General features: G+C 51.1%; 23 protein-coding genes and 2 pseudogenes. 17 read left to right on the forward strand and 8 right to left on the reverse strand.

The window, feature by feature from the left end:
* Positions 1-92 precede the first annotated feature (92 nt).
* Complete coding sequence (locus tag PVOR_RS08040) at positions 93-974, forward strand: DUF6612 family protein (protein WP_006208650.1); 882 nt, start codon at positions 93-95, stop codon at positions 972-974.
* 144 nt (positions 975-1,118) lie between these two features.
* Here PVOR_RS08040 and PVOR_RS08045 read toward each other — a convergent pair whose 3' ends face one another.
* Together PVOR_RS08045 and PVOR_RS08050 are read right to left on the reverse strand one after the other, a co-directional pair.
* A complete protein-coding gene (locus PVOR_RS08045) occupies positions 1,119-2,093 on the reverse strand; it encodes a DUF4871 domain-containing protein (protein WP_006208651.1) in 975 nt (324 codons plus the stop codon).
* Positions 2,090-2,608, reverse strand: a complete 519-nt coding sequence (locus tag PVOR_RS08050) for an RNA polymerase sigma factor (RefSeq protein WP_040680375.1) — start codon at positions 2,606-2,608, stop codon at positions 2,090-2,092. The genes PVOR_RS08045 and PVOR_RS08050 overlap by 4 nt, the downstream gene beginning before the upstream one ends.
* A 163-nt stretch (positions 2,609-2,771) precedes the next feature.
* Between PVOR_RS08050 and PVOR_RS08055 the strand changes: the two genes are divergently transcribed.
* Together PVOR_RS08055 and PVOR_RS08060 are read left to right on the forward strand one after the other, a co-directional pair.
* On the forward strand, positions 2,772-3,272 hold the full coding sequence (locus PVOR_RS08055) for a hypothetical protein (RefSeq protein WP_006208653.1): 501 nt from the start codon (positions 2,772-2,774) through the stop codon (positions 3,270-3,272).
* A gap of 54 nt (positions 3,273-3,326) precedes the next feature.
* Positions 3,327-3,842, forward strand: coding sequence for a mismatch-specific DNA-glycosylase (locus PVOR_RS08060; protein ID WP_006208654.1), 516 nt, complete (start codon positions 3,327-3,329; stop codon positions 3,840-3,842).
* 100 nt (positions 3,843-3,942) lie between these two features.
* Here PVOR_RS08060 and PVOR_RS08065 read toward each other — a convergent pair whose 3' ends face one another.
* Both PVOR_RS08065 and PVOR_RS08070 read right to left on the reverse strand, forming a co-directional pair.
* Positions 3,943-4,797, reverse strand: coding sequence for a 1,4-dihydroxy-6-naphthoate synthase (locus PVOR_RS08065; protein ID WP_006208655.1), 855 nt, complete (start codon positions 4,795-4,797; stop codon positions 3,943-3,945).
* Positions 4,794-5,510 carry a futalosine hydrolase gene (locus PVOR_RS08070; RefSeq protein WP_006208656.1) on the reverse strand — a complete coding sequence of 239 codons (717 nt, stop codon included), beginning with the start codon at positions 5,508-5,510 and terminating at the stop codon, positions 4,794-4,796. The genes PVOR_RS08065 and PVOR_RS08070 overlap by 4 nt, the downstream gene beginning before the upstream one ends.
* A 187-nt stretch (positions 5,511-5,697) precedes the next feature.
* Here PVOR_RS08070 and PVOR_RS08075 point away from each other — a divergent pair, with 187 nt between their 5' ends.
* The 7 genes and pseudogenes from PVOR_RS08075 to mmsB all read left to right on the forward strand — a co-directional run bounded on the left by PVOR_RS08075 (position 5,698) and on the right by mmsB (position 14,851).
* Entirely contained in the window at positions 5,698-6,297 is a 600-nt protein-coding gene (locus tag PVOR_RS08075) for a TetR/AcrR family transcriptional regulator (protein ID WP_006208657.1), read from the forward strand.
* A gap of 228 nt (positions 6,298-6,525) precedes the next feature.
* Complete coding sequence (locus PVOR_RS08085; protein ID WP_006208659.1) at positions 6,526-7,533, forward strand: substrate-binding domain-containing protein; 1,008 nt, start codon at positions 6,526-6,528, stop codon at positions 7,531-7,533.
* The gene (locus PVOR_RS08090; RefSeq protein ID WP_197477100.1) at positions 7,514-9,457 is read left to right on the forward strand and encodes a histidine kinase; all 1,944 of its coding nucleotides are present in this window, start codon (positions 7,514-7,516) and stop codon (positions 9,455-9,457) included. The genes PVOR_RS08085 and PVOR_RS08090 overlap by 20 nt, the downstream gene beginning before the upstream one ends.
* Complete coding sequence (locus PVOR_RS08095; protein ID WP_006208661.1) at positions 9,454-10,668, forward strand: response regulator transcription factor; 1,215 nt, start codon at positions 9,454-9,456, stop codon at positions 10,666-10,668. Before PVOR_RS08090 ends, PVOR_RS08095 begins: the two co-directional genes overlap by 4 nt.
* 347 nt (positions 10,669-11,015) lie before the next feature.
* Positions 11,016-12,101 carry a multiple monosaccharide ABC transporter substrate-binding protein gene (gene chvE / locus PVOR_RS08100; RefSeq protein ID WP_006208662.1) on the forward strand — a complete coding sequence of 362 codons (1,086 nt, stop codon included), beginning with the start codon at positions 11,016-11,018 and terminating at the stop codon, positions 12,099-12,101.
* Positions 12,102-12,148: 47 nt separating this feature from the next.
* On the forward strand, positions 12,149-13,681 hold the full coding sequence (gene mmsA / locus PVOR_RS08105) for a multiple monosaccharide ABC transporter ATP-binding protein (protein ID WP_006208663.1): 1,533 nt from the start codon (positions 12,149-12,151) through the stop codon (positions 13,679-13,681).
* A gap of 2 nt (positions 13,682-13,683) precedes the next feature.
* Positions 13,684-14,851: pseudogene (gene mmsB / locus PVOR_RS08110) on the forward strand (multiple monosaccharide ABC transporter permease).
* Positions 14,852-14,939: 88 nt separating this feature from the next.
* On the opposite strand, the gene PVOR_RS08115 reads toward mmsB, so the two are convergent.
* From PVOR_RS08115 to PVOR_RS08130, 4 genes and pseudogenes are all read right to left on the reverse strand, one after another.
* Positions 14,940-15,668: a hypothetical protein gene (locus tag PVOR_RS08115; protein WP_006208664.1), complete on the reverse strand. Its 729-nt coding sequence runs from the start codon at positions 15,666-15,668 to the stop codon at positions 14,940-14,942.
* Complete coding sequence (locus PVOR_RS08120; RefSeq protein WP_006208665.1) at positions 15,665-16,543, reverse strand: ATP-binding cassette domain-containing protein; 879 nt, start codon at positions 16,541-16,543, stop codon at positions 15,665-15,667. The genes PVOR_RS08115 and PVOR_RS08120 overlap by 4 nt, the downstream gene beginning before the upstream one ends.
* Positions 16,533-16,919: a GntR family transcriptional regulator gene (locus tag PVOR_RS08125; protein ID WP_006208666.1), complete on the reverse strand. Its 387-nt coding sequence runs from the start codon at positions 16,917-16,919 to the stop codon at positions 16,533-16,535. The genes PVOR_RS08120 and PVOR_RS08125 overlap by 11 nt, the downstream gene beginning before the upstream one ends.
* 177 nt (positions 16,920-17,096) lie before the next feature.
* Positions 17,097-17,694 (reverse strand): annotated as a pseudogene (locus tag PVOR_RS08130) (M15 family metallopeptidase).
* A gap of 195 nt (positions 17,695-17,889) precedes the next feature.
* Here PVOR_RS08130 and PVOR_RS08135 point away from each other — a divergent pair.
* The 7 genes from PVOR_RS08135 to PVOR_RS08160 all read left to right on the forward strand — a co-directional run bounded on the left by PVOR_RS08135 (position 17,890) and on the right by PVOR_RS08160 (position 24,067).
* Positions 17,890-18,261 (forward strand): hypothetical protein, encoded by a 372-nt coding sequence (locus PVOR_RS08135; RefSeq protein WP_006208667.1) that lies wholly within the window; start codon positions 17,890-17,892, stop codon positions 18,259-18,261.
* Positions 18,262-18,420 (forward strand): hypothetical protein, encoded by a 159-nt coding sequence (locus PVOR_RS31525; RefSeq protein ID WP_006208668.1) that lies wholly within the window; start codon positions 18,262-18,264, stop codon positions 18,418-18,420.
* A gap of 281 nt (positions 18,421-18,701) precedes the next feature.
* The gene (locus tag PVOR_RS08140) at positions 18,702-19,571 is read left to right on the forward strand and encodes a MurR/RpiR family transcriptional regulator (RefSeq protein WP_006208669.1); all 870 of its coding nucleotides are present in this window, start codon (positions 18,702-18,704) and stop codon (positions 19,569-19,571) included.
* Between the two features lie 106 nt (positions 19,572-19,677).
* Positions 19,678-20,640, forward strand: coding sequence for an ROK family protein (locus PVOR_RS08145; RefSeq protein ID WP_006208670.1), 963 nt, complete (start codon positions 19,678-19,680; stop codon positions 20,638-20,640).
* Between the two features lie 253 nt (positions 20,641-20,893).
* Positions 20,894-22,210 (forward strand): ABC transporter substrate-binding protein, encoded by a 1,317-nt coding sequence (locus PVOR_RS08150; protein WP_036641285.1) that lies wholly within the window; start codon positions 20,894-20,896, stop codon positions 22,208-22,210.
* 94 nt (positions 22,211-22,304) lie between these two features.
* The gene (locus tag PVOR_RS08155; RefSeq protein ID WP_006208672.1) at positions 22,305-23,234 is read left to right on the forward strand and encodes a carbohydrate ABC transporter permease; all 930 of its coding nucleotides are present in this window, start codon (positions 22,305-22,307) and stop codon (positions 23,232-23,234) included.
* On the forward strand, positions 23,234-24,067 hold the full coding sequence (locus PVOR_RS08160) for a carbohydrate ABC transporter permease (protein ID WP_006208673.1): 834 nt from the start codon (positions 23,234-23,236) through the stop codon (positions 24,065-24,067). Before PVOR_RS08155 ends, PVOR_RS08160 begins: the two co-directional genes overlap by 1 nt.
* Positions 24,068-24,084 lie beyond the last annotated feature (17 nt).

Genomic DNA, 24,084 nt, shown 5'->3' on the forward strand with positions numbered 1-24,084 from the left:
GTAACTTTTTCGAATATTTTGATCAACACATGTTACATATTGTATAAATTTGGGTAAGTACACGGGAATACATATTTTAGGAGGATATTCGATTGAAAAAATGGACAGCCGTATTACTTGGAGCAATTTTGATGATGAGCATTGCCGCATGCGGCAATGACAGCAAAGCCGGGGATGATGCCGCAGCACCGCCAACTACCGGACAAGAGACTACGACCCCGGCCGAAACGCCGCCGGTTGCAGAAGAACCGCAGGAGGAAGCCGCCCCGACGGCAGAAGAGCTTCTTCAGAAATCAGCGGAAGCTTCTCAGAACTTGAAGAGTTTTGCCATGAAGGCCGATATAAAACAGCACATTGTTATTGAGGGTGCCGAGAAGCAGGAGGTCAGAATGTCGATAGTGTCACTCGATTCGGAAATTACGCTGGAGCCGATGGAGATGATGCAGAACATCGCGATGGATTCCCCGGATGGCAAGGTCGAGATGAAGCAGTATATTACGGAAGACGGCATATACATGCATATGGACGGACAATGGATGCAGGTTCCGGCGGAGTCCGAGAAGGAAATCCGGGACAGCCTGGACATGGCGAATGCAAGTCCGGAGCAGCAGTTGGAGCAGTTTAAGGCGATAGCCAAGGATTTTACAGTGACGGAAGAAGGGGACGTATATGTCCTGACGGCTGATGTATCCGGGGATAACCTGAAGGAACTTGCCAAGACGATGATGAATCAAGCAGGCAACGATCCGCAGATGGAAGCGATGATGGATCAGATGGATATCAAGAGCATCAGCATTGTATATGGCGTACAGAAGGAGACGTATCTGCCGGCGACGACCGATATGGACATGGTCATGGAGATGGCAGCAGAGGGTGATAAGGTAACGCTTGACATGAAAATGAAGAGCGCATACTCCAAGCATGATGAGATCAGCAAAATCGAGGTTCCCAAGGAAGCCTTGAACGCCACATAATGTCGCTAACGGCTATTGAACAAGCGGAATATGAGATGATCATTTCTTCTTCATGAAAAAAGCTGCTCCGGTATTGCAGATGTTCTGCAGAACCGTGGCAGCCTTTTTTCATGAGGAGCCCCCCGTATGAATGGATGGAGGGGGTTATGGCGAATCGACCTCAACGATGACACTGCCGAACAATTGACCGTTAATGGAGGCCATAATTCTCCACTGCCCTGCCGAAGGCAGCGACATGGTGGTGGGTATGGCAGCATCGGCACCATTATGTTTTCCGGGTCTCAAGGTCGTCTCAAAAACATCGATGATCTTGCTTGTGTTTCTTTTTACTGCCGTAATGAACAGGTCCCCCGTCAATTCTTCGCTGCGTCCCCAGAAGTGCCACATGTATTTATTCGGCTGACCTGCGATAAACCCCGGATTGATAAAGCCCAGGCGCCCTTCCACGCCGGTCATGTCGTACACGCCGGATTTGAAGCTTGGACTTGGTTCCCAGCTGCTGTCAGGCACATGAATCACGATATCGCCGTATGGTTCATCATCCACCATTACATTGAATTTCCATAAACCGGAGAGCGGCATGCCAAAGCGGGAAGACACCCGGGTAAAGTCATTGTAAGCCATATCGGAAGTAATCTCCGTTTCGGCAAGCTCTTCGAGCGTTGTCCCTGTATCCCGGTGAACGGCCGATATGCGGATATGTTTACCCTCAAGCTCTTGTATTGGGGCCAACAAATTCCACCAGGCACCGGCTGGAGCGCCTGCGGCAAAATCTCCGCCCGGAATCGCCTGAAGTTTATCTACCCCGTTCTCGGCATATACGTTGTGTGGAGTCCATTCAGGCGAACCCCCTAAACCTTTGATCGGGACAAGCTGTTGAAGGGCAGGAGATTCGCGCCACCCCCAAACCGCAACGATCAGAAGCAGGGTAAGAATACTTGCTGCCATGAAACGCGAACGGGCAGGGGACCTCCGCATGGTTCGGTCTTTCATTAATGAGCTGCTGCCAGCGCTGTTTAACACACGGGATTTCATGCTGCTGGTGAACATCGGCTCGTTAAAGGGAGAGGAACCGAGTTCCTGCATCCAGTCCGGCTGCTGTTCTTGTTCAGTTTTCATTGGACATCCTCCCCTTTCAACATCTTTTCCATTCGGGTGCGAGCCCGGTGTAGTCTGGATTTGATCGTGCCTTCGGAAATTCCGAGCAGTTCGGCCATCTCTTTTCGCGGCAGCCGGTAGTGGGATTCGAGAATGAGCACCTCCCGGTATTTCGGAGGCAGCTCCATGACGAATTTCCATATCTGCGAGACTGCGGCAGCGTCCATGAATTCTTTTTCCGCGGAAGGTCCGGTTTGCTTGGAGGTTATCCAGCCGGTTAAGGACACCCTGGTCATATAAGAAGACTTGAGATAATTCAAGGATAGGTTGCGGGTGATGGTCAGGAGCCAGGTCTTCACAGAGCTTCTGCCCTGAAAATCATTCCAATGCTGAAAGGCCTTCAGGAACACGTCCTGACTGATATCATCTGCCGCTTCTCTCTGTTTCGTCAGGAAGAATGCATAGTTCCACACGTCCTGACCGAAGGACTCCATCAAGCCGTTTAGCACAGAGCCCGGATCGTTCACGGCTACCATTTGTTTCAGGTACTCCAATAGCATCACCTCATTTTATTAGACAATGAAAAAACCTCTCGGTTCCCGAATTTCATTGGGGAAATTGAAACAATTTAACAGATGAATCGTTTAAATGGGTAACAGATGTGCATGGCGTGCAGGAATTAAGGAAGGAGACAGGCGTATGAGTATATATTTTAAGGATAACTTTTTTAACGCAGGTAGAACAGATATGATGGACAGGGACGGCAGCATCATCGGGAGTCTGGATTTGAAGAGTGCTTTCGGCTCCTCCCTGGATGTGTATAATGCTTCAGGAGATCATGTATGCAGCGGGTCATTTCGTTTCTTCTCTAACAAATGGAACATTGCTGACGGGCACGGGGAAGAGCTGGGCATGCTGCGTATGCGGATGAGTTTTTTTACGAAGAAATTTGAATATGACGCGGGACCGCGCGGTGTCTATGAGATCACGTCACCGGCCTACTCGAACGAATATGAAATTGCGGATACCGCTGGGAGAGGAATAGCCCGGTTTTCCCGTATTAGCGGATGGCTTCAGCCTGGTGCGTTCGAGCTGCAGAATGACAGCGAAACTCTGGGGGACTGGGAACTTGCTGCCCTGGTCATGGGCATTCACCAAATACGCAAGCGCAACAACCATGCCGCCTCAAGCTCCCATTAAAGGTCGTCATCGTCCGCAGCGTATCGGCTAGAGGTAACGATAGGAGGAGTCATAATGAACGAAGTCAGCGACCATCTGGACTATGGATTAACCTTGGTGTTTATCGGTTTTAACCCCAGCCTGCGATCAGGTGAAGTTGGGCATCACTATGCAAACCCGCGCAACAATTTTTGGAGGATTCTGCATAAGTCCGGCTTGACTCCGCGTTTATATGAAGCGTCAGAGGATGGGGAACTGCTGAAATTAGGATACGGGTTTACGAATATTGTGGCCAGACCCACACGAGGCGCTGAGGATATTACCCGAGACGAGTACAGGCTCGGAAGAGAGACGCTGCGGGAGAAGCTGGCGGAATACAGACCGGAGGTGGCCTGCTTTGTCGGCAAAGGGGTATATACTGAATTCAGCGGCAGCTCACGGGTGGATTGGGGACTCCAGCCAAACTCGGTTGTCGACGGCATTCATGAGTTCGTGGCCCCTTCCTCCAGCGGACTTGTGAGAATGCCCATGGATGAGATTATCGGGATTTACCGGCAATTGAATGATTACATATCCAAGGAGGAGTTCTAGCACAATTTGTCCGTGAGGTCATGTATTGGGAAAAAAAGAGGAAGGCCTGGAAGCTCCGGTGGAACCGGGCCTTGGCCTTCCTCTTTCCTAATGTTTGTTGTTATGGACGCTTCAGCAGGGCTGGATCGATTCGCGGTACAAGCCCTTCATCCGCCGCGCGATTCAACAGGGCCGAAATCGCTGCATAACCGTCTTCGCCAAGCTCTGCCGTAAATGGATTTACGTACAGATCAATGTGGGCATCGGCTACGTCGGGGTCCATTTCCTGTGCATGCTGAAGGACATAGGCTCTGGATTCCTCAGGATGTTCCCAGGCGTATTCCACCGAGGAGCGAATCCAGTTCGAGATGCTTGCCAGGTCCAGGGATCTGCGCGCTACAATGGCTCCCAGCGGAATCGGCAGATTCGTATCGGACTCCCACCAGCTGCCCAGATCCGTCATCAGCTTCAATCCGTAAGATGGATAGGTAAAGCGTGCCTCGTGGATAACAAGCCCGGCATCGACAGCCCCATCCCGCACGGCAGGCATAATCTGATCAAACGGCATGACCACGATTTCGCCTAGGCCACCCGGAATTTGCTGTGCCGCCCACAGACGGAACAACAGATACGCTGTGGAGCGTTCGCTTGGAACGGCTACCCGGCGGCCCGAGAGCGCAGCAGGACTGGCGGGGGTTCCTCCATCTGACAGCTTGTCCGCAGTCAGAACGAGCGGGCCGCAGCCGCGCCCGAGTGCTCCGCCGCACGGCAGCAGGGCATACTCGTCCAACACCCAGGGCAGCGCGGCATAGGATATTTTCAGAATATCTTGCTCTCGATCTTCAGCAGCCCAGTGGTTGGTCATATCGATATCCGCATAGGATATGTCAAGCTCGGGCGCACCGGGGATCAAGCCGTGTGCCAGGGCGTGGAATACAAATGTGTCGTTGGGACATGGGGAAAAGGCGATTTTCATCGTAACACCTCCGGTAGTAATGAGCTTGCGGTTTCAAGCGCCTGCAGCGCTTCTTTGATCTTCCATGCGCTGCGGTCCCGCGGACCGACCATGTTGGAGATGGAACGGATTTCGAGCACGGGGACGCCGGCGGCAGCGGCGGCCGTGGCGACGCCGAATCCTTCCATAGCCTCAGCGGCGGCGTTTGGCACCCGGTTGACCAGTCGTTCGGCCGAAGCCGCTGTTCCTGTGGTCGTGGAAACCGTGAGCACAGGACCGAGGGTTACGGCGGCACCGGCCCGATTCAGGGCACCCGCAAGCTTGCGGGCGGACGCTGTATCCACTTGAATGCGGTCCGTACCGAAGCCGAGCTCCTGGACACTGCTGAAGCCGTCCTCGGTTTCGGATCCGAGATCTGCTGCAATGATGGCATCCGCAATGACAATGGAGCTGACTTCAGCCTGGCCGGCAAATCCGCCGGCAATACCTGCGCTGATGACAACATCATAAGAGACCTGTATGAGCTGGCGGGCAGTCGCCGCAGCAGTGGCAGCGGGACCGACTCCTCCTGCAATAACATCAAATCCGCTTGCATGGCCCAGACCGCGCAGCACGGCATCTTTCTCGGCATCCACCGCCGTGACAATCAAGACACGCTGCGCAGGCGAATGTGGCGAGTTATACGTTTCGGCTGTCCTAAGAGCCGCCGAGTTTGATTGGGAATGATCCTGCATGGTTTATAATCTCCTTCTTGGCAGTAACGCTAAACTTCTTATCCCTTACGTTATAACGTTCTTGCGGCTGTGTAAAGTCTTCCGTCCAGGTTGAGTCTGGACTTTATGCAAGGACAGCTTTTACAATATGAAGTGTAATCAGCGTTAACTTACATACATCATGACTAAATTCGGAGGTTGGATAGCTTTGCGGAAGAAGGGTGCGAATGGACAAGAAAGCCGGGCAAGACTATTGATTGTTGCTGCCAGTGAATTTGCGAGGTCAGGATACCATCAGACGAAAATTAGCAGCATCGTTTCCCGGGCAGGATTGACGCAGCCGTCATTCTATTTGTATTTTGAGAGCAAAGAGGCCATTTTTAAGGAGCTGGTTGAGAAATTTCGAACGAATCTTAAGACGCTGATCGAGGGCAGCAGAGTGGAAGGTGGGATTGATGAGGATGACGTGTCCAGCCGTCTGCTGGGCGTGCTAAGGGAGTTATTTGCGTTTCTTGCCAAAGACCCGGATCTGACGCAGATCGGTTTTTTTATCGGGGATGACTCGGCTATCGTCAAAGCTGAGATGGCAGAGATGCTGGAGCAATATTTGAAGGATGAGCAGCGGGATGGTCTCTTGGACCGTGAATGCGATATGCGCATCGTCGCGGAAAGCTTGGTGGGTGTCATCGAGAGGCTAACCGCTCAGCAGCTTCTGACAGAGAAACGGACTTCAGAGGATCTTGCGTGTCACGTGGTGAATCTATTCATGCACGGAATTCGAAAGGATCCGGTTAAGGGGTTTTCATAAGGATATTGAAGCATTTCCAGGCTGATAAGAGATGCTTGCAATGATAAAAAATAGGCTGTCAAAGGTAGGGATACCTGTGGACAGTCTGTTTTTTTGTGGCGTGCTACTTGTTTTTCTGATGGGGGGTTTGATCTTGTTCAAACAATTGCAGTATATTCTTAATACATTATGTAACCGATTGCAGTTGAAATTGACATTACCTGGGATGGGGAATCGGGGGCGTTTTTTATGAAGAAAATGATGCTGGTGTACGCTGCTCTTATTTTGGCTTTTCTGACATACGTGTTTATGTACCGATTGGAGGATCGGCGCACTTCGGCATGGGAGGAGGGAGGGCTGCACGGCAGCATAGGCGAGAATTATGTCATGGTGACCTTTCAATCGGGCATGGAGTATTGGAAAAACATTCTGAAGGGCTTCGAGGACGGAGGGGACGCTCTCGGCGTGTCCGTGGATTACCGCGGCTCTACGCAATATGACGTGGAGGAGCAGATCACTGTACTGGAACAGGTCATCGCCAAGCGGCCTGCCGGCATTGCCTTGTCAGCCATTGATTCCAAGGCGCTTACGTCTACAATCAATAAGGCAGTGGATGCCGGTATTCCGGTCGTGCTGTTTGACGCGGACGCGCCTGACAGCAACGCATATTCTTTTTTGGCGACTAACAATTACGAGGCTGGTGTTGCAGCTGCGGATAAAATGGCTCAGTTGTTAGGCCGTGAAGGAGAGGTCGGGATCATCACTCAGCCCGGACAGCAGAATCATGATGACCGCTCGGAGGGTTTCCGGGAAACTTTGACCCAGAGATATCCGGCCATGACGGTAGCGGAGGTCAAGGAAGGGAAGGGCGATACGCTCGTAGCCAAAGGAGCCGCCGCCGACATGCTGGACAAGCACCCTAATCTCAAGGGAATTTTCGTGACGGAGGCCAGCGGCGGGATGGGGGTAGCGGATGCCGTGATTGGCGCGGATAAAACCGGAGAGGTCGCCATCATCGGATTCGATACAAATAAAGGGACACTCGACCGGATCTCCGATGGTACCATTGCGGCAACGATTGCACAGGGAACGTGGAATATGGGGTATTGGTCCCTGCAGTATTTGTTTCATCTGCACCACGGACTAACCGTGCCGGCTCCGACCCTCGGCAATGATGTCTCTCCGCTTCCCACCCGGGTGGATACCGGGATTTCGATTGTGACCCGAGAGAATGTGAATGATTATTATGCGAAATAGAAATGAAATGGAGTCCTGGCGAGAAGGCTTGCTGCGCTGGCTGCGATTTGGAGACCTGCCGCTGAGATACAAGCTGGTCATCCTGTTTCTCATGATTGGTATTCTGCCATCGATTGCACTGGGCGTGCTGGTCAATTGGACAGTCAACCGTATCGTGGACCAACAAGTCACCTCCAATACCATTCAATTGATCGGGAAAGTCAATCAAACTCTGGACAATGATATGGAAAATCTTCAGAATATCACTTATTTGATCGGGTTTGACCAGCGGATCGAGCGGTTCCTGAATGGTGATATTCAAGGGGACCGACCGGCAGCTGAAGCCGGAGGCGGAAGCAGAGCCCTTTCTCAGCCCTCTCAGGTGAAGCAGGACAACGAGGAGAACTACGAAATCAAGCGCTATCTCCAAGGCTACACAACGCTGTATCCGGAAATCGCGTCCATCCTTCTGGTTAATCGCGAAGGAGAGTATATCAGCAACGAGATGTACGCCCGCAGCCCGGGGAGTTTAACCGGGGAAGCTTGGTATCGGGAGGCCGTTTTGAACGAGGGGATTTTTACGGTGCTCGGACATCCGGTCGACCGCAAGGTGACCACCCATGTTCATTATGGCGACGAAGAGCTGGTGTCGGTTGTGCGTTCGTTTGTGGACCCGGACACAAGGGAAGTGACCGGAGCGGTATTGATCGACTTGAAGCTGCGGGCCGTGGCGAGAGCGGTGCGGGATGTCACGCTTGGCAAAAGCGGATATTTGATGGTCACGGAAGCGGGCGGCTCAAGCATCTACACACCGGAGGATTCATTAATTCCGGCCATTCCGCCTTCATGGCTCCCGGATAAGGAAGGCGGCGCGGTGATTCGTGAGGTAAATGGAGAACGGCTGCAATTGATTTACGGCACGTCTTCTTTTACCGGTTGGCGGACAATCGGCGTATTTCCGACCAGCGAATCGGTGTATGAGGTCCGGGAGATCCGATTTTACATGATTTGTTTCTTGTTTGTGGTGTGTCTCTTTGGCGTCGCCGCATCCTATACACTCTCCCAGTCGATATCAAGACCGATCTGGCAGCTGATGTCGTTCATGCAAAAAGCGGAATCCGGGGACCTGACGATCCGTTACTGGGGAAATCGACAGGATGAGGTAGGTATGCTGGGGCGAAGTTTTAACCGGATGCTGCAGCAAATCCGCAAACTGATGAAGCTGAGCGAGCTGCGCGAACAGCAGAAGCGGGAAGCTGAACTTCGCAGCCTTCAGGCCCACATTAGGCCGCATTTTCTGTACAACACGCTGGATACCATTCATTGGATGGCCCGCAAGAAAGGGGCGGACGATGTATCCGATCTGGTGGAATCCTTGTCAAGGCTGTTTCGGATCGGTCTCAGCAAAGGGGATGACATCATTCCCATGCCCGACGAATGGATGCATATCAGCAGTTACCTGCAAATCCAGAAAACGCGTTACCGGGACAGGCTGCAGGTGGAGATGTATGTGTCTCCTGAGGCCGAGAAGCTGTACGTCCTGAAGCTGCTGCTGCAGCCGATGGTGGAAAATGCGATATACCACGGGATAAAAGCCCGCCGAGGACCGGGACGCATCGGCATCAAAGCGGAGGTGAGCGAAGATGTTCTATTCCTATCCATTCAGGATGACGGGGCAGGCATGGCGCCGGAGCGGCTTGCGGAGCTCCGCAAACAGCTTGCTGATCCCGTAGCGGCCATGGAGGGACATTCAGAGCAAGGGACTGGCCGAAGTCGCAGTTACGGCATGCTGAATGTTCAGGCTCGCCTCAGGCTGACGTTTGGCCACAAGTATGGAATCACATTGGAGAGCACAGAAGGCAAGGGGACGAGGGTGATCATTGCGCATCCGCTGCTGCATACCCTTCCCTCTTCATCTGGGCATGATGGGAGCGACAGTTTATGAATAAGGCATACCAGGTACTGATTGCTGACGATGAACCGATTATCCGAGAGGGAATCCGGGATGCTGTGGATTGGGCGTCACTGGGCATGGAGGTGGCAGCCGAGGCGGAGGACGGCGAGGAAGCGCTGGAGCTGGCGCTTGGCCGGCCTATTGATATCATGCTGGTTGACATGAATATGCCGTTTATGGACGGCATTGCCCTCATGAGGCGAATGAAGGAGGAGCGTCCCGAATGCCGGTTCGTCATTATTACCGGTCATGATGAATTCGCGTATGCACAGGAAGCGATCCGGCTCGGGGTGAAGGACTACATATTGAAGCCCGTGAATGCACAGCATCTGGTCCAGGTGTTGGGAAGCGTGCGGGACGAGCTGGACGATCGGCAGATTCAGGAGGATTATCTGAAGAAGGCGTCCGAGCAGATCGAGAAGAACATACCGCTGCTGCGGGAGCGTTTTCTCCTCGAGTGGATTCACGGCCTGCTGGATGAGGAGGAGGCGTCGGGGCAGCTTGATTTTCTCGGTTTGCCGCCCTGCCGCCCCTCCCAGGTCGGCATCGCACGATGGCCGGAGCTGAATACGCCGCAGCCCTTGATGAAGGAAAGCGACCGGCAGCTCTACTTGTTTGCGATGGAGAATATTATATCCGAGCTGCTTCACCCTGCCCCTCACATTCTGTTCCGCGATCATGCCGGATGGATCGGAATCTGTATATGGGGAGAACCCGCGCTTGAACTGGCTGCCGATGCAGAGCAAACGATTCAGAAGTACTTGAAGCTGACGGTAAATGTTCACATGGAACCCGTGCAGGAAGGAGCTGAATCGATTGCGGCTGCCTATGAGGCGTGCCGGGAAGGGGTATTCCGGGAGGCTCAGCTCTCTCCGCTGGTGCGGCGAGCAAGGCAGCTGATCCAGGAACAATACGCCGTGCGGGAGCTGACCCTGGAGTCTTTTGCGCATTCTCTGCAGGTTTCCCCGGTTTATTTAAGCCGTACTCTAAAAAAAGAGCTGGGAATGTCGTTTGTGGCTTTTATTACCCAGACACGCATTCGAAAAGCCATCCAGCTGCTGAATTCCACCGATCTGAGCATTCACGACATTGCCGAGCAGGTCGGGTATGACAGCCAGCACTATTTCAGTACGGCATTTAAGAAGGTGATGGGCGTTTCGCCTAACGGCTACCGCAAGGGAGCGGCGTTTCAGGAGCAGTGAGCTGACGCTGCAGTCCTGAAGCAGTATGTGTAGAGGCCGACTCCGGCAGGATCAGGGTTCACGAAGGACGACCAATCAGGGTCGTCTTTTTTTTTTTGTTTGTCCTCGGCCCATGATCCGTCTTATCGACTGACAACGTAGGCAGGGTGGATTTGCACAGCTTCACAGACAAGCGGCCGGGACGATTTCATGTTATCAGCAACAAAAGTATGAAATTTATAAAAAAGGTTGTTTTCGTGGAAAGACCGCTTCATTGAGGAAGTGTATCCTTTTTAGTACAGAGAGGCTTTGGAAAGTCGGATTTGTAAGCGCTCTCGATTCAACTTTTCGGAAAGGGGAACACACCGATGAAGAGAGGAATGTTAGGGGGGCTTATCGTGGCGCTGCTGCTGGCCCTGACGGCCTGCAACCTCGCCGAAAGTCAAACCGGGGACGCTCAGAAGGGATATGTCGGTCTTGCCATGCCAACCAAATCCTCCGAGCGCTGGGTGGCTGACGGGAAGAATATGGAGCGGATTTTTCAGGAAAAAGGATATAAAACCGATCTTCAATTTGCCGAAGACGTCATTGAAAATCAGATTTCGCAAATCGAGAACATGATTACTAAAGGGGTCGACGTTATTGTGATTGCTTCCATTGATGGCAATACGCTCACCGACGTCATTAAGAAGGCCCATGATCAGGGAATCAAGGTCATTGCATATGACCGGCTGATCCGCAACACCGAGCATTTGAGTTATTATGCCACCTTTGACAATTTTCAGGTCGGGGTTCAGCAAGCTTCCTACATTGAGAAAAAGCTTGGCTTGAAGGAAGGGAAGGGGCCGTTCAATATTGAGCTGTTCGGCGGATCGCCGGACGATAACAATGCTTACTTCTTCTATGACGGGGCGATGTCCGTCCTGAAGCCCTACATGGACTCAGGTAAGCTTGTGGTGCGGAGCAAACAGACAACAATGGCCCAGATTGCTACGCTGCGCTGGGACGGTGCGCTGGCCCAATCGCGGATGGATAACCTGATCAGTGCCAACTATTCCAGCGAAAATCTGGATGCGGTGCTGTCACCCTATGACGGGATCAGCATCGGTATTATCTCTTCACTCAAAGGCGTAGGTTATGGAACAACGGGCAAGCCGCTGCCGGTCATTACGGGCCAGGATGCGGAGCTGGCCTCCATCAAGTCGATTGTAGCCGGTGAACAGACGCAGACTGTGTTCAAGGATACCCGGCAGCTTGCTGAGCAGGCGGTCAAGATGGCGGAGAGTGTGCTGAAGGGACAAGAGGCTGAGGTCAACGATACCGAATCGTACGACAACGGTATTAAGGTCGTTCCGGCTTATCTCCTGCCGCCTGTATCCGTGGATGCTTCCAATGTGGAGAAAGAGGTTGTGGAGACGGGATATTACTCGAAGGAAGAAATCGGATTGAAATAGTATCGGGGTCGCTATGAAGAAACAAAACGATGGGAAGGTGAAGCCTTATGTCAGAGTACATTCTTGAAATGCGAAACATTACGAAAGCGTTTCCCGGAGTGAAGGCGCTGGACAATGTGAACTTGAAGGTGCGCGAGGGCGAGATCCACTCCTTGTGCGGGGAGAATGGAGCAGGCAAATCGACCCTGATGAAGGTGCTGAGCGGCGTATACCCGCACGGCACGTATGAGGGCGACATTCTGTTCCAAGGCACGGTGTGTGAATTCAAGGACATCAAGCAAAGCGAGGAACTGGGCATTGTCATCATCCATCAGGAGCTTGCATTGATTCCTTATTTGTCGATTGCCGAGAATATATATCTGGGCAACGAACGGGCCGAGAAGGGGATCATGAACTGGAACGAGACCATGACGGGAGCCAGGGAACTGCTGGATATGGTGGGGCTCAGTGAGAATCCGAATACGCAGGTTGGCAGCATCGGCGTTGGCAAGCAGCAGCTGGTCGAAATTGCGAAGGCCTTATCCAAGAAGGTGAAGCTGCTTATTCTTGACGAGCCGACAGCGGCGCTCAATGAGGACGATAGCGAGAATCTGCTGGAGCTGATGCTGGAGTTCAAGAGGCAGGGGATTTCCTGCATCCTCATCTCCCATAAATTGAACGAAGTATCGAAGGTCTCGGACTCTGTCACCATTCTGCGCGATGGTCAAACCATCGAAACGCTGAATATGAAGGGTGGCGAGGTGGACGAGGACCGGATTATCCGCGGGATGGTCGGCCGGGATTTGACGAACCGTTATCCGGAGCGGATTCCGAAGATCGGGGAAATTATCCTGGAGATTAAGGACTGGACGGTGTATCACGAGCTGCAACCAGGCCGAAAAGTAATTGACAACGTAAGTTTGAATATCCGCCGGGGGGAAGTCGTGGGCATTGCCGGGCTGATGGGCTCCGGCCGGACCGAGCTTGCGATGAGTATTTTCGGCAGAGCTTACGGCAGGAATATTACCGGGACACTTCAGAAAGACGGCAAGGATATCCGAAATCACTCCATTACCGAGGCGATAGAGAACGGCTTTGCTTACGTGACGGAGGACCGTAAAGAATACGGCCTGATCCTGATGGACGATATCAAGCGCAACATCTCGCTTACCGGATTGCCCAAGCTGGCCAGGAACATGGTCATAGATGATCGGGAAGAAATACTTGTGGCGGAGGACATGCGGAAGAAACTCAAGATTAAAACGCCGAACATTCTTCAGAAGACGGGGAACCTCAGCGGGGGTAACCAGCAGAAGGTGGTCTTGAGCAAATGGATCTATTCCGAGCCGGATATTCTGATTCTGGATGAGCCAACCCGCGGGATTGACGTCGGGGCGAAATACGAGATTTATGCAATCATCAACCAGCTTGCGAATGAAGGCAAGGGCGTGCTTGTCATTTCCTCGGAGCTGCCCGAAATTTTGGGGATCTGCGACCGGATCTATGTCATGAGCGCGGGACGGATGACCGGAGAAGTCAGCAGAGAGCAGGCTTCACAGGAAACCTTGATGAGATACATGACCAAGAATGGAGGGGCATAAGCATGGAGACACTCAAGAAAATGTTTAAAAACAACATCCGTCAATACGGGATGATCATCGCCCTTGTTGTCATTATGATATTTTTTCAGATGATAACGGGAGGGCTACTGCTGGAGCCGATTAACATCACGAATCTGATTCTCCAGAACAGCTACATCCTCGTACTGGCCATAGGTATGGTGCTTGTCATCATTACGGGTCATATTGATTTGTCGGTCGGTTCGGTAGCCGCCTTCGTCGGAGCTGTTGCAGCGATCATGATGGTCGATATGCAGCTGCATCCGGTCATTGCCGTGCTCGTATCCTTGATTGTCGGCGGCCTGATCGGGGCTTGGCAGGGATTCTGGGTGGCTTATGTGAGGATACCGGCGTTTATCGTAACCCTGGCGGGCATGCTTTTGTTCCGCGGACTGACGATGATTAGTACTGGAGGGCCAATCCATTGCGCCGTTTCCGGGAGGCTTCCAGAAGCTGAGCTCCGGCTTTATTCCGGATTTCAGCAACACAGGTACCAATCTAGTCGCAATTCTGGCGGGCATCATCTTTACGGTTATTTTCCTGATTAATGAGCTGCGGGAGCGAAAATCGCATAAAAAATACAACTTCGAGGTACTGCCAAGCGGCTTGTTCCTCCTGAAGCTGGTGCTCATCGCAGCGGTAATTAATGCCTTTACGTATATGCTGGCAAGTTACGCCGGTTTGCCCAATATTCTGATTCTGCTGCTGGTGCTCATTATCATCTATTCCTTCGTGATGAACAAAACCGTGATGGGCCGTCACATTTATGCGCTTGGTGGCAATGAGAAGGCAGCGGCCCTGTCCGGGGTGAAGACCAAGAAGGTCACGTTCTGGGTATTCGTCAACATGGGCGTGATGGCAGCGATTTCCGGTTTGATTTTTGCTGCTCGCTTGAATGCTGCGACACCGAGAGCGGGCACGAACTTTGAGCTGGATGCTATCGCAGCGAGTTTCATCGGCGGAGCCTCCGCTACCGGCGGGATCGGGACGGTCTTCGGCGCGATCATCGGAGGACTCGTTATGGGCGTACTTAATAACGGGATGTCGCTCGTAGGCCTCGGTATCGACTGGCAGCAAGGCATCAAGGGTTTGGTTCTCCTCGCGGCAGTAGCCTTCGATATCTATAACAAAAAGAAGAGCAGTGCCGCTTAATTTAAATGATGGCATCAGATCGTAAAATGGCTGATCTTGGGCAGACGAGTGTCGCTGCCCATGGATCAGCCATTTTTTTGCGTACAGGTTACATCTTAATTGTCACTCTTCGGGTTATCAGTCGGATCAGAATAAGCGTTATCAGAATGACAACGAGGGAGCCAATAAGAGAAACTGGCAGCGTGACGGAAAGGTCTGTTGTGACCGGCAGCCACTGTTCCCATATGGAAGAGAGCTCGAATTGCCACAATGCATCCATGAAGCTGATCAACACGAGGGCTACGGCGATCATCCCCAAGCCGCGAATCCAGCCAAACCGGTAAAATCCGGATCCGATCATCCATCCCATCAGATAATAGATCAAGATTTGCACGCCGAAGGAGACAAGTGTCAGCAGCCAGCTGTTATCAAACGTCTGCAGCAGCGAAGTACTTCCCGCATCTTGCGATGCAAACATCAAGGCAATCTGCTGAATCAGAGCTGTGACAACCGGAAATGCCAGGGATAGATAGACGGCCGCCAAGGCAGCTCCATTAAAGAATTCCTTGCGCGTAATCCCGTGTCTTACGTAATAGCTAAGAAAGCTGTAGGCCGAAATAATGCCGATAACGAGCATAAATCCTTTGGTTGAGCGGTAAGCGATGGAGAAGAAGTCCTCCTCCGCGAATCCTTCGCGAACATTGACACCGATGCTGGTGCCGATGCCGACTCCAAAATAGATTAGCAGCACAATAGATAGAAATCCCAACGCCCAGCTGCCTTGCTGCACAAACATATCTCTCGCTACTTTGGTTACGGCCGAAGACGTCTTATTCATGCGGTGTATTCCTCCCCCGTAAGATGGATAAACAAGTCCTGGAGCGAGATCGGACCGAGCTCAAGTCCAGCACGGCGTGCGGTGATTAGAGATTCCTCGCTTAACTCCCCGTAGATCATGACGGATTTCGTAGAGCCGAGCTGCTGTACGTTGAGCACGTTCATGCCCCGGATGAATTCATCCACTTTTGCCGCCATACCTGTAATGGATACGCCCCTGGATGTGAGGCTTTCGTAGTCCTCATGCAGCACCAATCGGCCTTTATGAATGATAATGACTTCTTCAAACAAATAGTCCATTTCAGAGACCAGGTGGGTGGAGAGGATGAACGTCCGAGGGTGACGCGCTTGATCCTCCAACAGCTCCCGGTAGAAAATTTCACGAGTCGGCGCATCCATTCCGAGATAAACTTCGTCCAGAATGGTAACGGGTGATCGGCTGGCGAGACCGATGCATACGTTAAAGGCGGATTGCATCCCTTTGGAGAGCTGCTTCAGCTGTTTATTCAGGGGCAAATTGAATTTACGGGCAAGCTCAAGGCCGTAATCGATATCAAAGTGAGGCCGGTATCTGGCTATCGATTCAAATGTTGATTTTATTTTGTCCGACTCGTCTTTATAGTCAACATCGTAGATGAAGGAGATTTCCTTCATCATGTTTGCATTTTCGAAGGGCACCTCGCCGCCAATTGTAACCGATCCCGAGGAGGGCGTGCGATAGGAAGCCAGGACGGACAGAAGCGAGGTTTTACCTGCGCCATTGCGCCCGAGGAGACCGTAAATTTTGCCTGCCGGGAGAGAGAAGGAAACATCCCGGACGGCTTCGACGCCTCCGTATTCCACCGATACGCGGTCAAACTGTACATCAAGATTCATGGGGGTCACTTCCTTTTAACTGGGTTATGATTTGAAAAAGCTCATCCGTGGACAAACCGAGTTTGTCTGCTTCCTGCACCATGGGCAATACAAAATCATCTGCAAATGCGCTCATCCTCGTTTGGAGCAGCTTCTCTTTCGCTCCTTCTGCAACAAACATGCCGACACCTCGCTTTTTGTAAATAAGTCCGGAATCAACGAGGAGGTTGATCCCTTTCAGCACTGTGATGTGATTGATTTTGTAAAATTGGGACAGCTGCGTTGTGGAGGGAACCTGCTCACCTTCAAGCAATTGATCGTTTACGATCTGGTCCTCGATCTTCTCCTTGATTTGGATGAACAGGGGCTTGTTATCCGGATGTACGGTACCGCTCAATAAGAATCACCGCCTTGCTTTCATGGCCTGTTAAGGTTATATGCTCATATATATGACTATATAACCAGAATGTGAATGGGATGTCAAGCACGCCTGCGAAATATCGTTGAACAAAAAAAAGAAGACCCATGTACAATACATGAGCCTTCTATCGATACCCTCTTATTTTTGTATTTCTCATTTTATTGCTTCCAAATATTCATGGGATTCCATAGGAGGGAGCTTGCCCCGTTTCAAATCCCGTATCGTCAGTCCGAAATCGATTTGCAGATGCGGATAATCGGGAAAGTTGGCCCAATCGCCGCCCCACTGGAAGCCTAAATGTTTTGCAATCTCCACAACCTCCATCCAGTCAGCCTTGCCGTTTCCGTTCCCGTCATATTCCATGTCCCAGATGATGCTGCCGTCCTTTTGCTTCAGTGACAAAATCAATGGCTAAGCCATAATTATGCAGTGATTCGCCTGCCTTGGCGTTGGTCACTATATTGCCCGCTGTACTGCGGCCCTGATTGTAAATTCGGGTCTGTTCCTCATGGCTTCGGTACCCATCGGTAATGACGATCGTAATTCCTTTTTCCTTGGTGAGACGGACGAGTTCGTTCTTTTGCTGTAACACGTAGGGGTGGAGCTGGGTAACTTTAGGGGTTTCTTTATGATTAAAATCAAAATCGAGATCGTTGAAAATTCCCGGTATCGAGGTTTGCAGCTGCATATAAAATATGGCAAGTAATAGGGCAACAATAAGGAATAGTGTCGTTTTTTTGCGTTTAATCATGCGGATTCTTTAATCTACCTACTTTCGTGCTTGGAGTAAGGTCAATTGTAACTTCAGTCATCCTCTATTATATCGGCATCCCGCCTTGTGATCCAGCAGACCTGCCTGATGACCATATATCAACATGAATAGAAATTCATGGTTGAACACATTCTATTCGTAAAACGGACGCTATCCGAAAAAAGGGGAATCGTGATGAGTCATATTCAAAACATGTCCATGAGACTTAACCAGCTATCCAGTCAATTGACCGCTGCAGGGCAGAACGGCCGTTTGGATGAAGTTGGGTTGATTGTCAGCGAGCTCAGCCAGCTCTACACCGAGCTTCAGAACTTGCAGGCTGCGGTTACATCTGAAACCTCTTCCTCCGCCCGGCAGGAGCTGGTGAATTGTCGTATCGTGCTGCACGGCATGATGGATGCTGTGCAGGATATCCGAACTGCTACGGCGGAGCAGTATCGGCAGGTGCTGGGCGAGAACAAAACGGTGTTTGAGCAGCTGGATGAGGCCGCTCAACAAAGACGAATATTCGCTAAGCCTATCAATATCGTCTGGCGTTTAAGCTAGATGGATGAAGTCAGCCAGCATCTCCATCAGCTGGATGGATCGATGCTGGATACGGGATATCAGCTCGAGCGGGGAGCGATGGCTGGTGACACTCTGAACGGAGCCGTCCAGAGTGAGGATTTGACCCTTGGTACAGACGAGGGTGGAACCATGATGTAAGAGAGAGCGGACTGCACGCGAAAGAGTGTGTCCCCGTGCTGCAGATTTGGAAGGTATCCGCATGTCATGTCCTGCGGAGAGTTTAGGACCCGAATTGCCATAAGAGCGAGTGCGTTAACCGCTACGTTCTGGAAAAAGTGTTCTCCAGTAAAGCTGCAGATCCTGCCACAGGATACTGGCAGCTTCTTTTTTTTAGGATTGAAAGAAAACTCTTTTTTAATATATAATTAAGGAGAAAATATTCTTTTTGTGTTAGTTTAGAGAGAAATGAGGGACGTGGAATGGCAAGAGTAGGCCCGAGACTGAATCAATCCAATACACTGCTGATGATATCCAGCATCTATTCTTCTCTGACCAAGACGGAGAAGAAAGTAGCTGATTATGTAAAAGCTTATCCGGAAGAAACGGTACTGGCAACTGTAACGGATTTGTCCGAGAAAGCGGGAGTTGGCGAGACCTCCGTCATCCGATTTTGCCGCAAATTAGGATTCAGGGGCTTTCATGAGTTTAAGCTCTCGGTGGCGCAGGATCTGGTGGATCGCCCTCCGTCTGTGATCGATACCTCCATCGATGAGCAGGATGACATGATGACCGTTGCCCGTAAGTTGACGTTGCAGCATGAGATCCTGCTGAAGAACACGCTGGATCTGGTCAATACGGATAATCTGAAAATGGCGGTGGATAAGCTGTTAGCCGCAAACAAAGTGTATGTCTATGGCGTGGGTTCATCCGGTATAACGGCCCTGGATTTGCACTATCAGCTGATGAGACTGGGGCTGAATGTGGAAGCGCACCGGGACTCGCACATTATTGCGATGTCGGCTTCTTTGCTGAAGAAAGGGGATCTGGTTTTTGCGATTTCGACTTCAGGCAGTACGCGCGATCTGGTCGATCCAGTGAAGGAAGCGAAGAAGAATGGCGCGGATGTCATCTGCTTGACCGGTCATCTCCGTTCTCCGATTGCCACTTACGCCGACACGGTTCTTCTGGTGTCTTCACGCGAAATGCCGACGGAGGGCGGGGCGCTGGCGACAAAATTCATGCAGACGTATATGCTGAACATTCTGACCACGCTCTTAACGATGAAAAAGGTGGATGCCTCAGAGTCGCTGGAGAAAACCGCGAGGTCGGTTGTAGATAAGCTGTACTAGTGAATCGATCCCCGGAATCGATTCACATACGCGCTTAGAGGTGCCGGACAGAAGGAGCTATTGGATTTTTGATCATAAAAGGGAGTGAAGGGAGTGTTTCCTGGCGATGAGTTACGCGATCGGCGTTGACATTGGGGGGACGAAGGTCCAGTTTGCCGTCATCGATAGAGAAGGGAATATAACGAACCGACATCGGGTGCCAACCGAGGCGAATAAAGGACCGGAGCAGCTTATGAACAAAGTGCTGCTTGGCATCGACATGATGATGGAATCCATTGATCAAGAAGAAGAGATCCAGGGCATCGGCATCGGCAGCGCCGGTCAAATCGATTACCGGGAAGGGACCGTTCGATATGCGGGAGATACGCTGCCGGACTGGACGGGGACAGCCATTAAAGAAATGATCGCCCGTCGCTACAACACTTCGGTTTATGTTGACAATGATGTTAATGTCATTGCGATTGCCGAGAAGATGTACGGTGTTGGCAAGGATTGCGACCATTTTGTATGTCTTGCGCTGGGCACGGGAATTGGCGGTGCAGTCATGGAAGCGGGCCGTCTTATTCGAGGTGTCTTTGGTGGAGCGGCCGAGCTGGGTCATGTCAGTATTGATATTAATGGTCCCCGCTGCAGCTGCGGGAACAATGGATGCGTTGAGTTGTATGCATCAGGCAGCGGGATTGCCAGACTGGGTCTTGAGATGCAGCGTAATGGAAGCGCTTCATATGCGTGGAGGCCTAATGCCCGGGACATTATTCAGGCTTGGCATCAGCATGATCCGTCTGCAACGCAAGTGATGAGAATCGTCATTCGGGCACTCGGTTCCGCTATTGCAGGGTATATACATACATTTAATCCGGAGGCTGTTGTTGTCGGCGGTGGCGTGGCGCAGTCCGGTCCCCGTTTCTTGCAGGCACTCGATCAGGAAGTCAACGCAAGAACTTCTTCATATATGAGGGGTTGCTGTCGTCTGATTCCCGCTAACTTTGGAAGTGACGCAGGTGTGATCGGAGCAGCCGCTCAAGTATGGCATTACGGAGAGTCATCTTGTTCGCAGTATATGATATAAAAGAATTATTACTCCATAATTTTATTATTAAATAAATATTTATTTTTATGATTATGGGTATGTCATTGAAACGTGAAATCATATGTGGGGCAAGGATTGTGTTGAAAATTCTTGCCTTTTTTGCGTTTTTATTAAAATAAAAATTAGAAAATTAAGGATTGACTAAAGAGAAAATATCCATTAATTTCTGTTTAGAAGGATTTTTTCTTCATAACGAATTGTAAAATCCATGACATGTTGGAGGGTGAGTCATTTGAAGAGGCACTATAGAAAGAAGACGTTTCACGTTATGCTCCTGTTATTGTTAGCTTTCACGACCGTATTGAGCGCATGTTCCGGAGCTGGCGGCACTGCCGGAAAACCCGGCGAGGGCGGTAAGGTGGAAATTCAGTTATGGAGCTCTGCTACAGCAGAAAACGCGAAGCCGATTGAGAATGCTATAGCGAAATTTAATGAAAGCCAGGACGACATCGTAGTCAAGACACTCAGCAACCAGGATCATCAGAAACAATTAACCGCGATTTCAGGGGGCAGTGCTCCGGATATCATCGTAACGCAGTGGAATAATATCGGGCCGTGGTCCGCTGCCGGTGCGGTACAGTCCCTAGAAGAATTCATCAAGCGCGACGGTTATGACACCAGTCAGATCATTCCTGCGGCGCTGGATCGCATGAAGGTCAACCATGAGATATTCGGTCTACCGATCTCTATGAGCATGGCCAACAAATTGTTCTACAACAAACAAGCGTTTGAGGAAGCAGGGCTGACAGCTCCGCCGGAGACGCTTGAAGAGCTGTTCGCATATGCGAAGAAACTGACCAAGAAGGATGCTAAAGGAAACATCACGCAAATGGGCTTTATACCGGATTACCCTTGGATCGATAATGTCTTCTGGCCGATCATCTTCAACGGTTCATGGGATGACGGCAGCGGGAAGCTGACGGCGAACCAGGAAGCGAATGTGAAGGCCATCGATTATCAAATGAATTATTATCGGGAATTCGGGCAGGAGAGCATCGATAAATTCAAATCGGGCATGGGCGGCCTCGAGACTCCGCAGGATCCGATCCTGACCGGCAAGCTGTCCATGATTATCGGCTGGGAGAACTGGTATGTGGAGCATCGCGGCGAGGATAAGGAAGTGGGAGTAGCACCATTCCCGTATCCGGCGGCGAACCCTGAGCTCAAAGGCTCCGGCATGGTCAGTCCGATTGCCATGTTCATTCCGTCCAAGGCGAAGCATCAGGATGAGGCATGGAAGGTGATGCAGTACCTGCTCGGTGAGGACGTTCAGATTGAATACAGCATTGAGTTCGGTTCCATCCCGGTTCTAACGAAAGCACTCGATAATCCGAAGCTTACGGAGAATCAAGAGGTGAAGGAACTGTGGGATTATTATGAAAGCGCTAAAAACCCGAATTTGAAGGGCTTCCCGAACAGCATCTACATTAACGAATACTTGCAGACCTTGAACGAAGAGACGGAGAAGGCACTCAAAGGGCAGATAACGGCCCAGGAAGCAATGGATAATGTCGTGAACAAAATGCAGCCGATCGCAGACAAGAAATAATCCTGATGATGCAAGGAGCGGTGAGCACGATGGTTTAGCAAGCAAGCCGCTCCTTTTGCATGCTGTTGTTTTTTCACTTGGAGGTGAATGTCACATGGAACGTTTGGAACCCCGGAGCGGTATGAGAAGCAGGGAAAGGAAACGGCTGTTCATCGGACTTTTATTTTTAAGTCCTTGGATATTCGGCTTCCTGGTCTTCCAGCTCTATCCGATCATCACGTCATTGTATTACAGCTTCACGGAGTATAACCTGTTTACCTCGCCTCAGTGGGTCGGACTGGATAATTATGCGGATATGGCCCAAGACGGCAAGATGCTCTCCTCTCTGTACAATACCGCATTCATGGCTTTGTTCGGATTCTTTCCGCAGCTTGCGTACGCACTGGGCATTGCTCTGCTGTTGAATCAAAGCGTAAAAGGACTGTCCCTGTATCGGACGATTTATTTCCTGCCCACACTTGTCCCGGCTGTAGCGGGGTCATTGCTGTGGATTTGGCTGCTGAACGCGCAGTACGGTCTGGTCAATCAGATGCTGGGTGCGATCGGCCTGCCGGAGCCGAACTGGCTGATGGACGAGAACTGGACCAAGCCTTCGCTGATTTTGATGGGTTTTTGGGGGACTGGAACCATTACGATCATGTATTTGGCGGCACTGCAGGAAGTGCCCAGGATGTATTATGAGGCCGCTTCCATTGATGGAGCGAACAAATGGCACAAGTTCTGGCATATCACATTGCCCGCCATCTCGCCCATGACCTTCTTTCAGCTCATTATGGGGCTCATCGGCTCCTTCCAATATTTCTCCCAAGGCTATGTGTTTGCGGAATCAAGCAACCAGGCCATTGGCGGACCGGGGAACTCGATTTTGTTCTATGCAATTTATTTGTTCCAAAATGCCTTCATGTTCCTGAAGATGGGGTACGCTTCAGCCATGGCATGGATATTGTTTGTGATTGTCCTGCTCCTGACCCTGTTAATCTTCAAGACATCCAGCAGGTGGGTTTTCTATGGAGGTGAAAAATAATGAACACGGCATCCATCGGCAGAAAGATCCTCCCGCATCTGCTATTGATCATCGTTGGTCTGCTGTTTCTGGCACCCTTTGCGTGGCTGCTGCTGACGACCTTCAAGACGGAGGATGAAATCTTTGTTATTCCGATACAATGGATCCCCAAGGAATGGATATGGGATAACTACGTGAATGCGGTCAGCATGATCCCGTTCATTAAATACACCTGGAACACCGTCGTGATTGCCTTGATGAGTGTTGCCGGCGTGGTCCTGTTGTCACCGCTGGTGGCGTACGGCTTTTCGCGAATCCAATTTAAAGGCCGAAACCTGCTGTTTATCCTGATGCTCAGCACGCTGATGCTTCCCATGCAGGTAACCATGATACCGCTGTATGTTGTATTCAACAAAGTGAATCTGCTGAATTCCAACTGGCCCCTGGTGCTGTCTGCGTGGTTCGGTACGGGAATGGCATACAATGTGTTTTTGATCCGGCAGTTTTTTAACGGCATTCCGATGGAGCTTACCGAATCTGCCAAAATCGACGGTGCGTCGGAGTTTCGCATCTATGCCCAAATTGTGATGCCCCTTGCCAAGCCGGCCCTTCTGACAATCGGACTGTTTACGTTTCTGGCCGCATGGGGCGATTTCCAAGGAGCGTTGATCTATCTTAACGACCAGGAGACATGGACACTGTCTATCGGGCTTAAGCAGTTTATTCGGGAGAATGGGGTGGCATGGGGGCCATTAATGGCAGCCGCTACGCTGTTTACGATTCCGATCATCATCCTGTATTTCTTCGTTCAGAAGAAGTTTATCGAAGGTATTACCATTACGGGGCTGAAGTAAGCGATCGATCACACATT

The sequence above is a fragment of the Paenibacillus vortex V453 genome (genome assembly GCF_000193415.1).
GTDB classification, from domain to species: domain Bacteria; phylum Bacillota; class Bacilli; order Paenibacillales; family Paenibacillaceae; genus Paenibacillus_AQ; species Paenibacillus_AQ glucanolyticus.

What these genes read in the sequence shown, in the direction of transcription:
- PVOR_RS08160 (WP_006208673.1), top strand. Translation starts at nt 23,234, where the DNA reads ATGAACACGGCATCCATCGGCAGAAAGATCCTCCCGCATCTGCTATTG.
- PVOR_RS08095 (WP_006208661.1), top strand. Translation starts at nt 9,454, where the DNA reads ATGAATAAGGCATACCAGGTACTGATTGCTGACGATGAACCGATTATC.
- PVOR_RS08060 (WP_006208654.1), top strand. Translation starts at nt 3,327, where the DNA reads ATGAACGAAGTCAGCGACCATCTGGACTATGGATTAACCTTGGTGTTT.
- PVOR_RS08135 (WP_006208667.1), top strand. Translation starts at nt 17,890, where the DNA reads ATGAGTCATATTCAAAACATGTCCATGAGACTTAACCAGCTATCCAGT.
- mmsA (WP_006208663.1), top strand. Translation starts at nt 12,149, where the DNA reads ATGTCAGAGTACATTCTTGAAATGCGAAACATTACGAAAGCGTTTCCC.
- PVOR_RS08085 (WP_006208659.1), top strand. Translation starts at nt 6,526, where the DNA reads ATGAAGAAAATGATGCTGGTGTACGCTGCTCTTATTTTGGCTTTTCTG.
- PVOR_RS08115 (WP_006208664.1), bottom strand. Translation starts at nt 15,668, where the DNA reads ATGAATAAGACGTCTTCGGCCGTAACCAAAGTAGCGAGAGATATGTTT.
- PVOR_RS31525 (WP_006208668.1), top strand. Translation starts at nt 18,262, where the DNA reads ATGGATGAAGTCAGCCAGCATCTCCATCAGCTGGATGGATCGATGCTG.
- PVOR_RS08065 (WP_006208655.1), bottom strand. Translation starts at nt 4,797, where the DNA reads ATGAAAATCGCCTTTTCCCCATGTCCCAACGACACATTTGTATTCCAC.
- chvE (WP_006208662.1), top strand. Translation starts at nt 11,016, where the DNA reads ATGAAGAGAGGAATGTTAGGGGGGCTTATCGTGGCGCTGCTGCTGGCC.
- PVOR_RS08145 (WP_006208670.1), top strand. Translation starts at nt 19,678, where the DNA reads ATGAGTTACGCGATCGGCGTTGACATTGGGGGGACGAAGGTCCAGTTT.
- PVOR_RS08155 (WP_006208672.1), top strand. Translation starts at nt 22,305, where the DNA reads ATGGAACGTTTGGAACCCCGGAGCGGTATGAGAAGCAGGGAAAGGAAA.
- PVOR_RS08120 (WP_006208665.1), bottom strand. Translation starts at nt 16,543, where the DNA reads ATGAATCTTGATGTACAGTTTGACCGCGTATCGGTGGAATACGGAGGC.
- PVOR_RS08090 (WP_197477100.1), top strand. Translation starts at nt 7,514, where the DNA reads ATGATTATTATGCGAAATAGAAATGAAATGGAGTCCTGGCGAGAAGGC.
- PVOR_RS08070 (WP_006208656.1), bottom strand. Translation starts at nt 5,510, where the DNA reads ATGCAGGATCATTCCCAATCAAACTCGGCGGCTCTTAGGACAGCCGAA.
- PVOR_RS08050 (WP_040680375.1), bottom strand. Translation starts at nt 2,608, where the DNA reads ATGGTAGCCGTGAACGATCCGGGCTCTGTGCTAAACGGCTTGATGGAG.
- PVOR_RS08045 (WP_006208651.1), bottom strand. Translation starts at nt 2,093, where the DNA reads ATGAAAACTGAACAAGAACAGCAGCCGGACTGGATGCAGGAACTCGGT.
- PVOR_RS08055 (WP_006208653.1), top strand. Translation starts at nt 2,772, where the DNA reads ATGAGTATATATTTTAAGGATAACTTTTTTAACGCAGGTAGAACAGAT.
- PVOR_RS08140 (WP_006208669.1), top strand. Translation starts at nt 18,702, where the DNA reads ATGGCAAGAGTAGGCCCGAGACTGAATCAATCCAATACACTGCTGATG.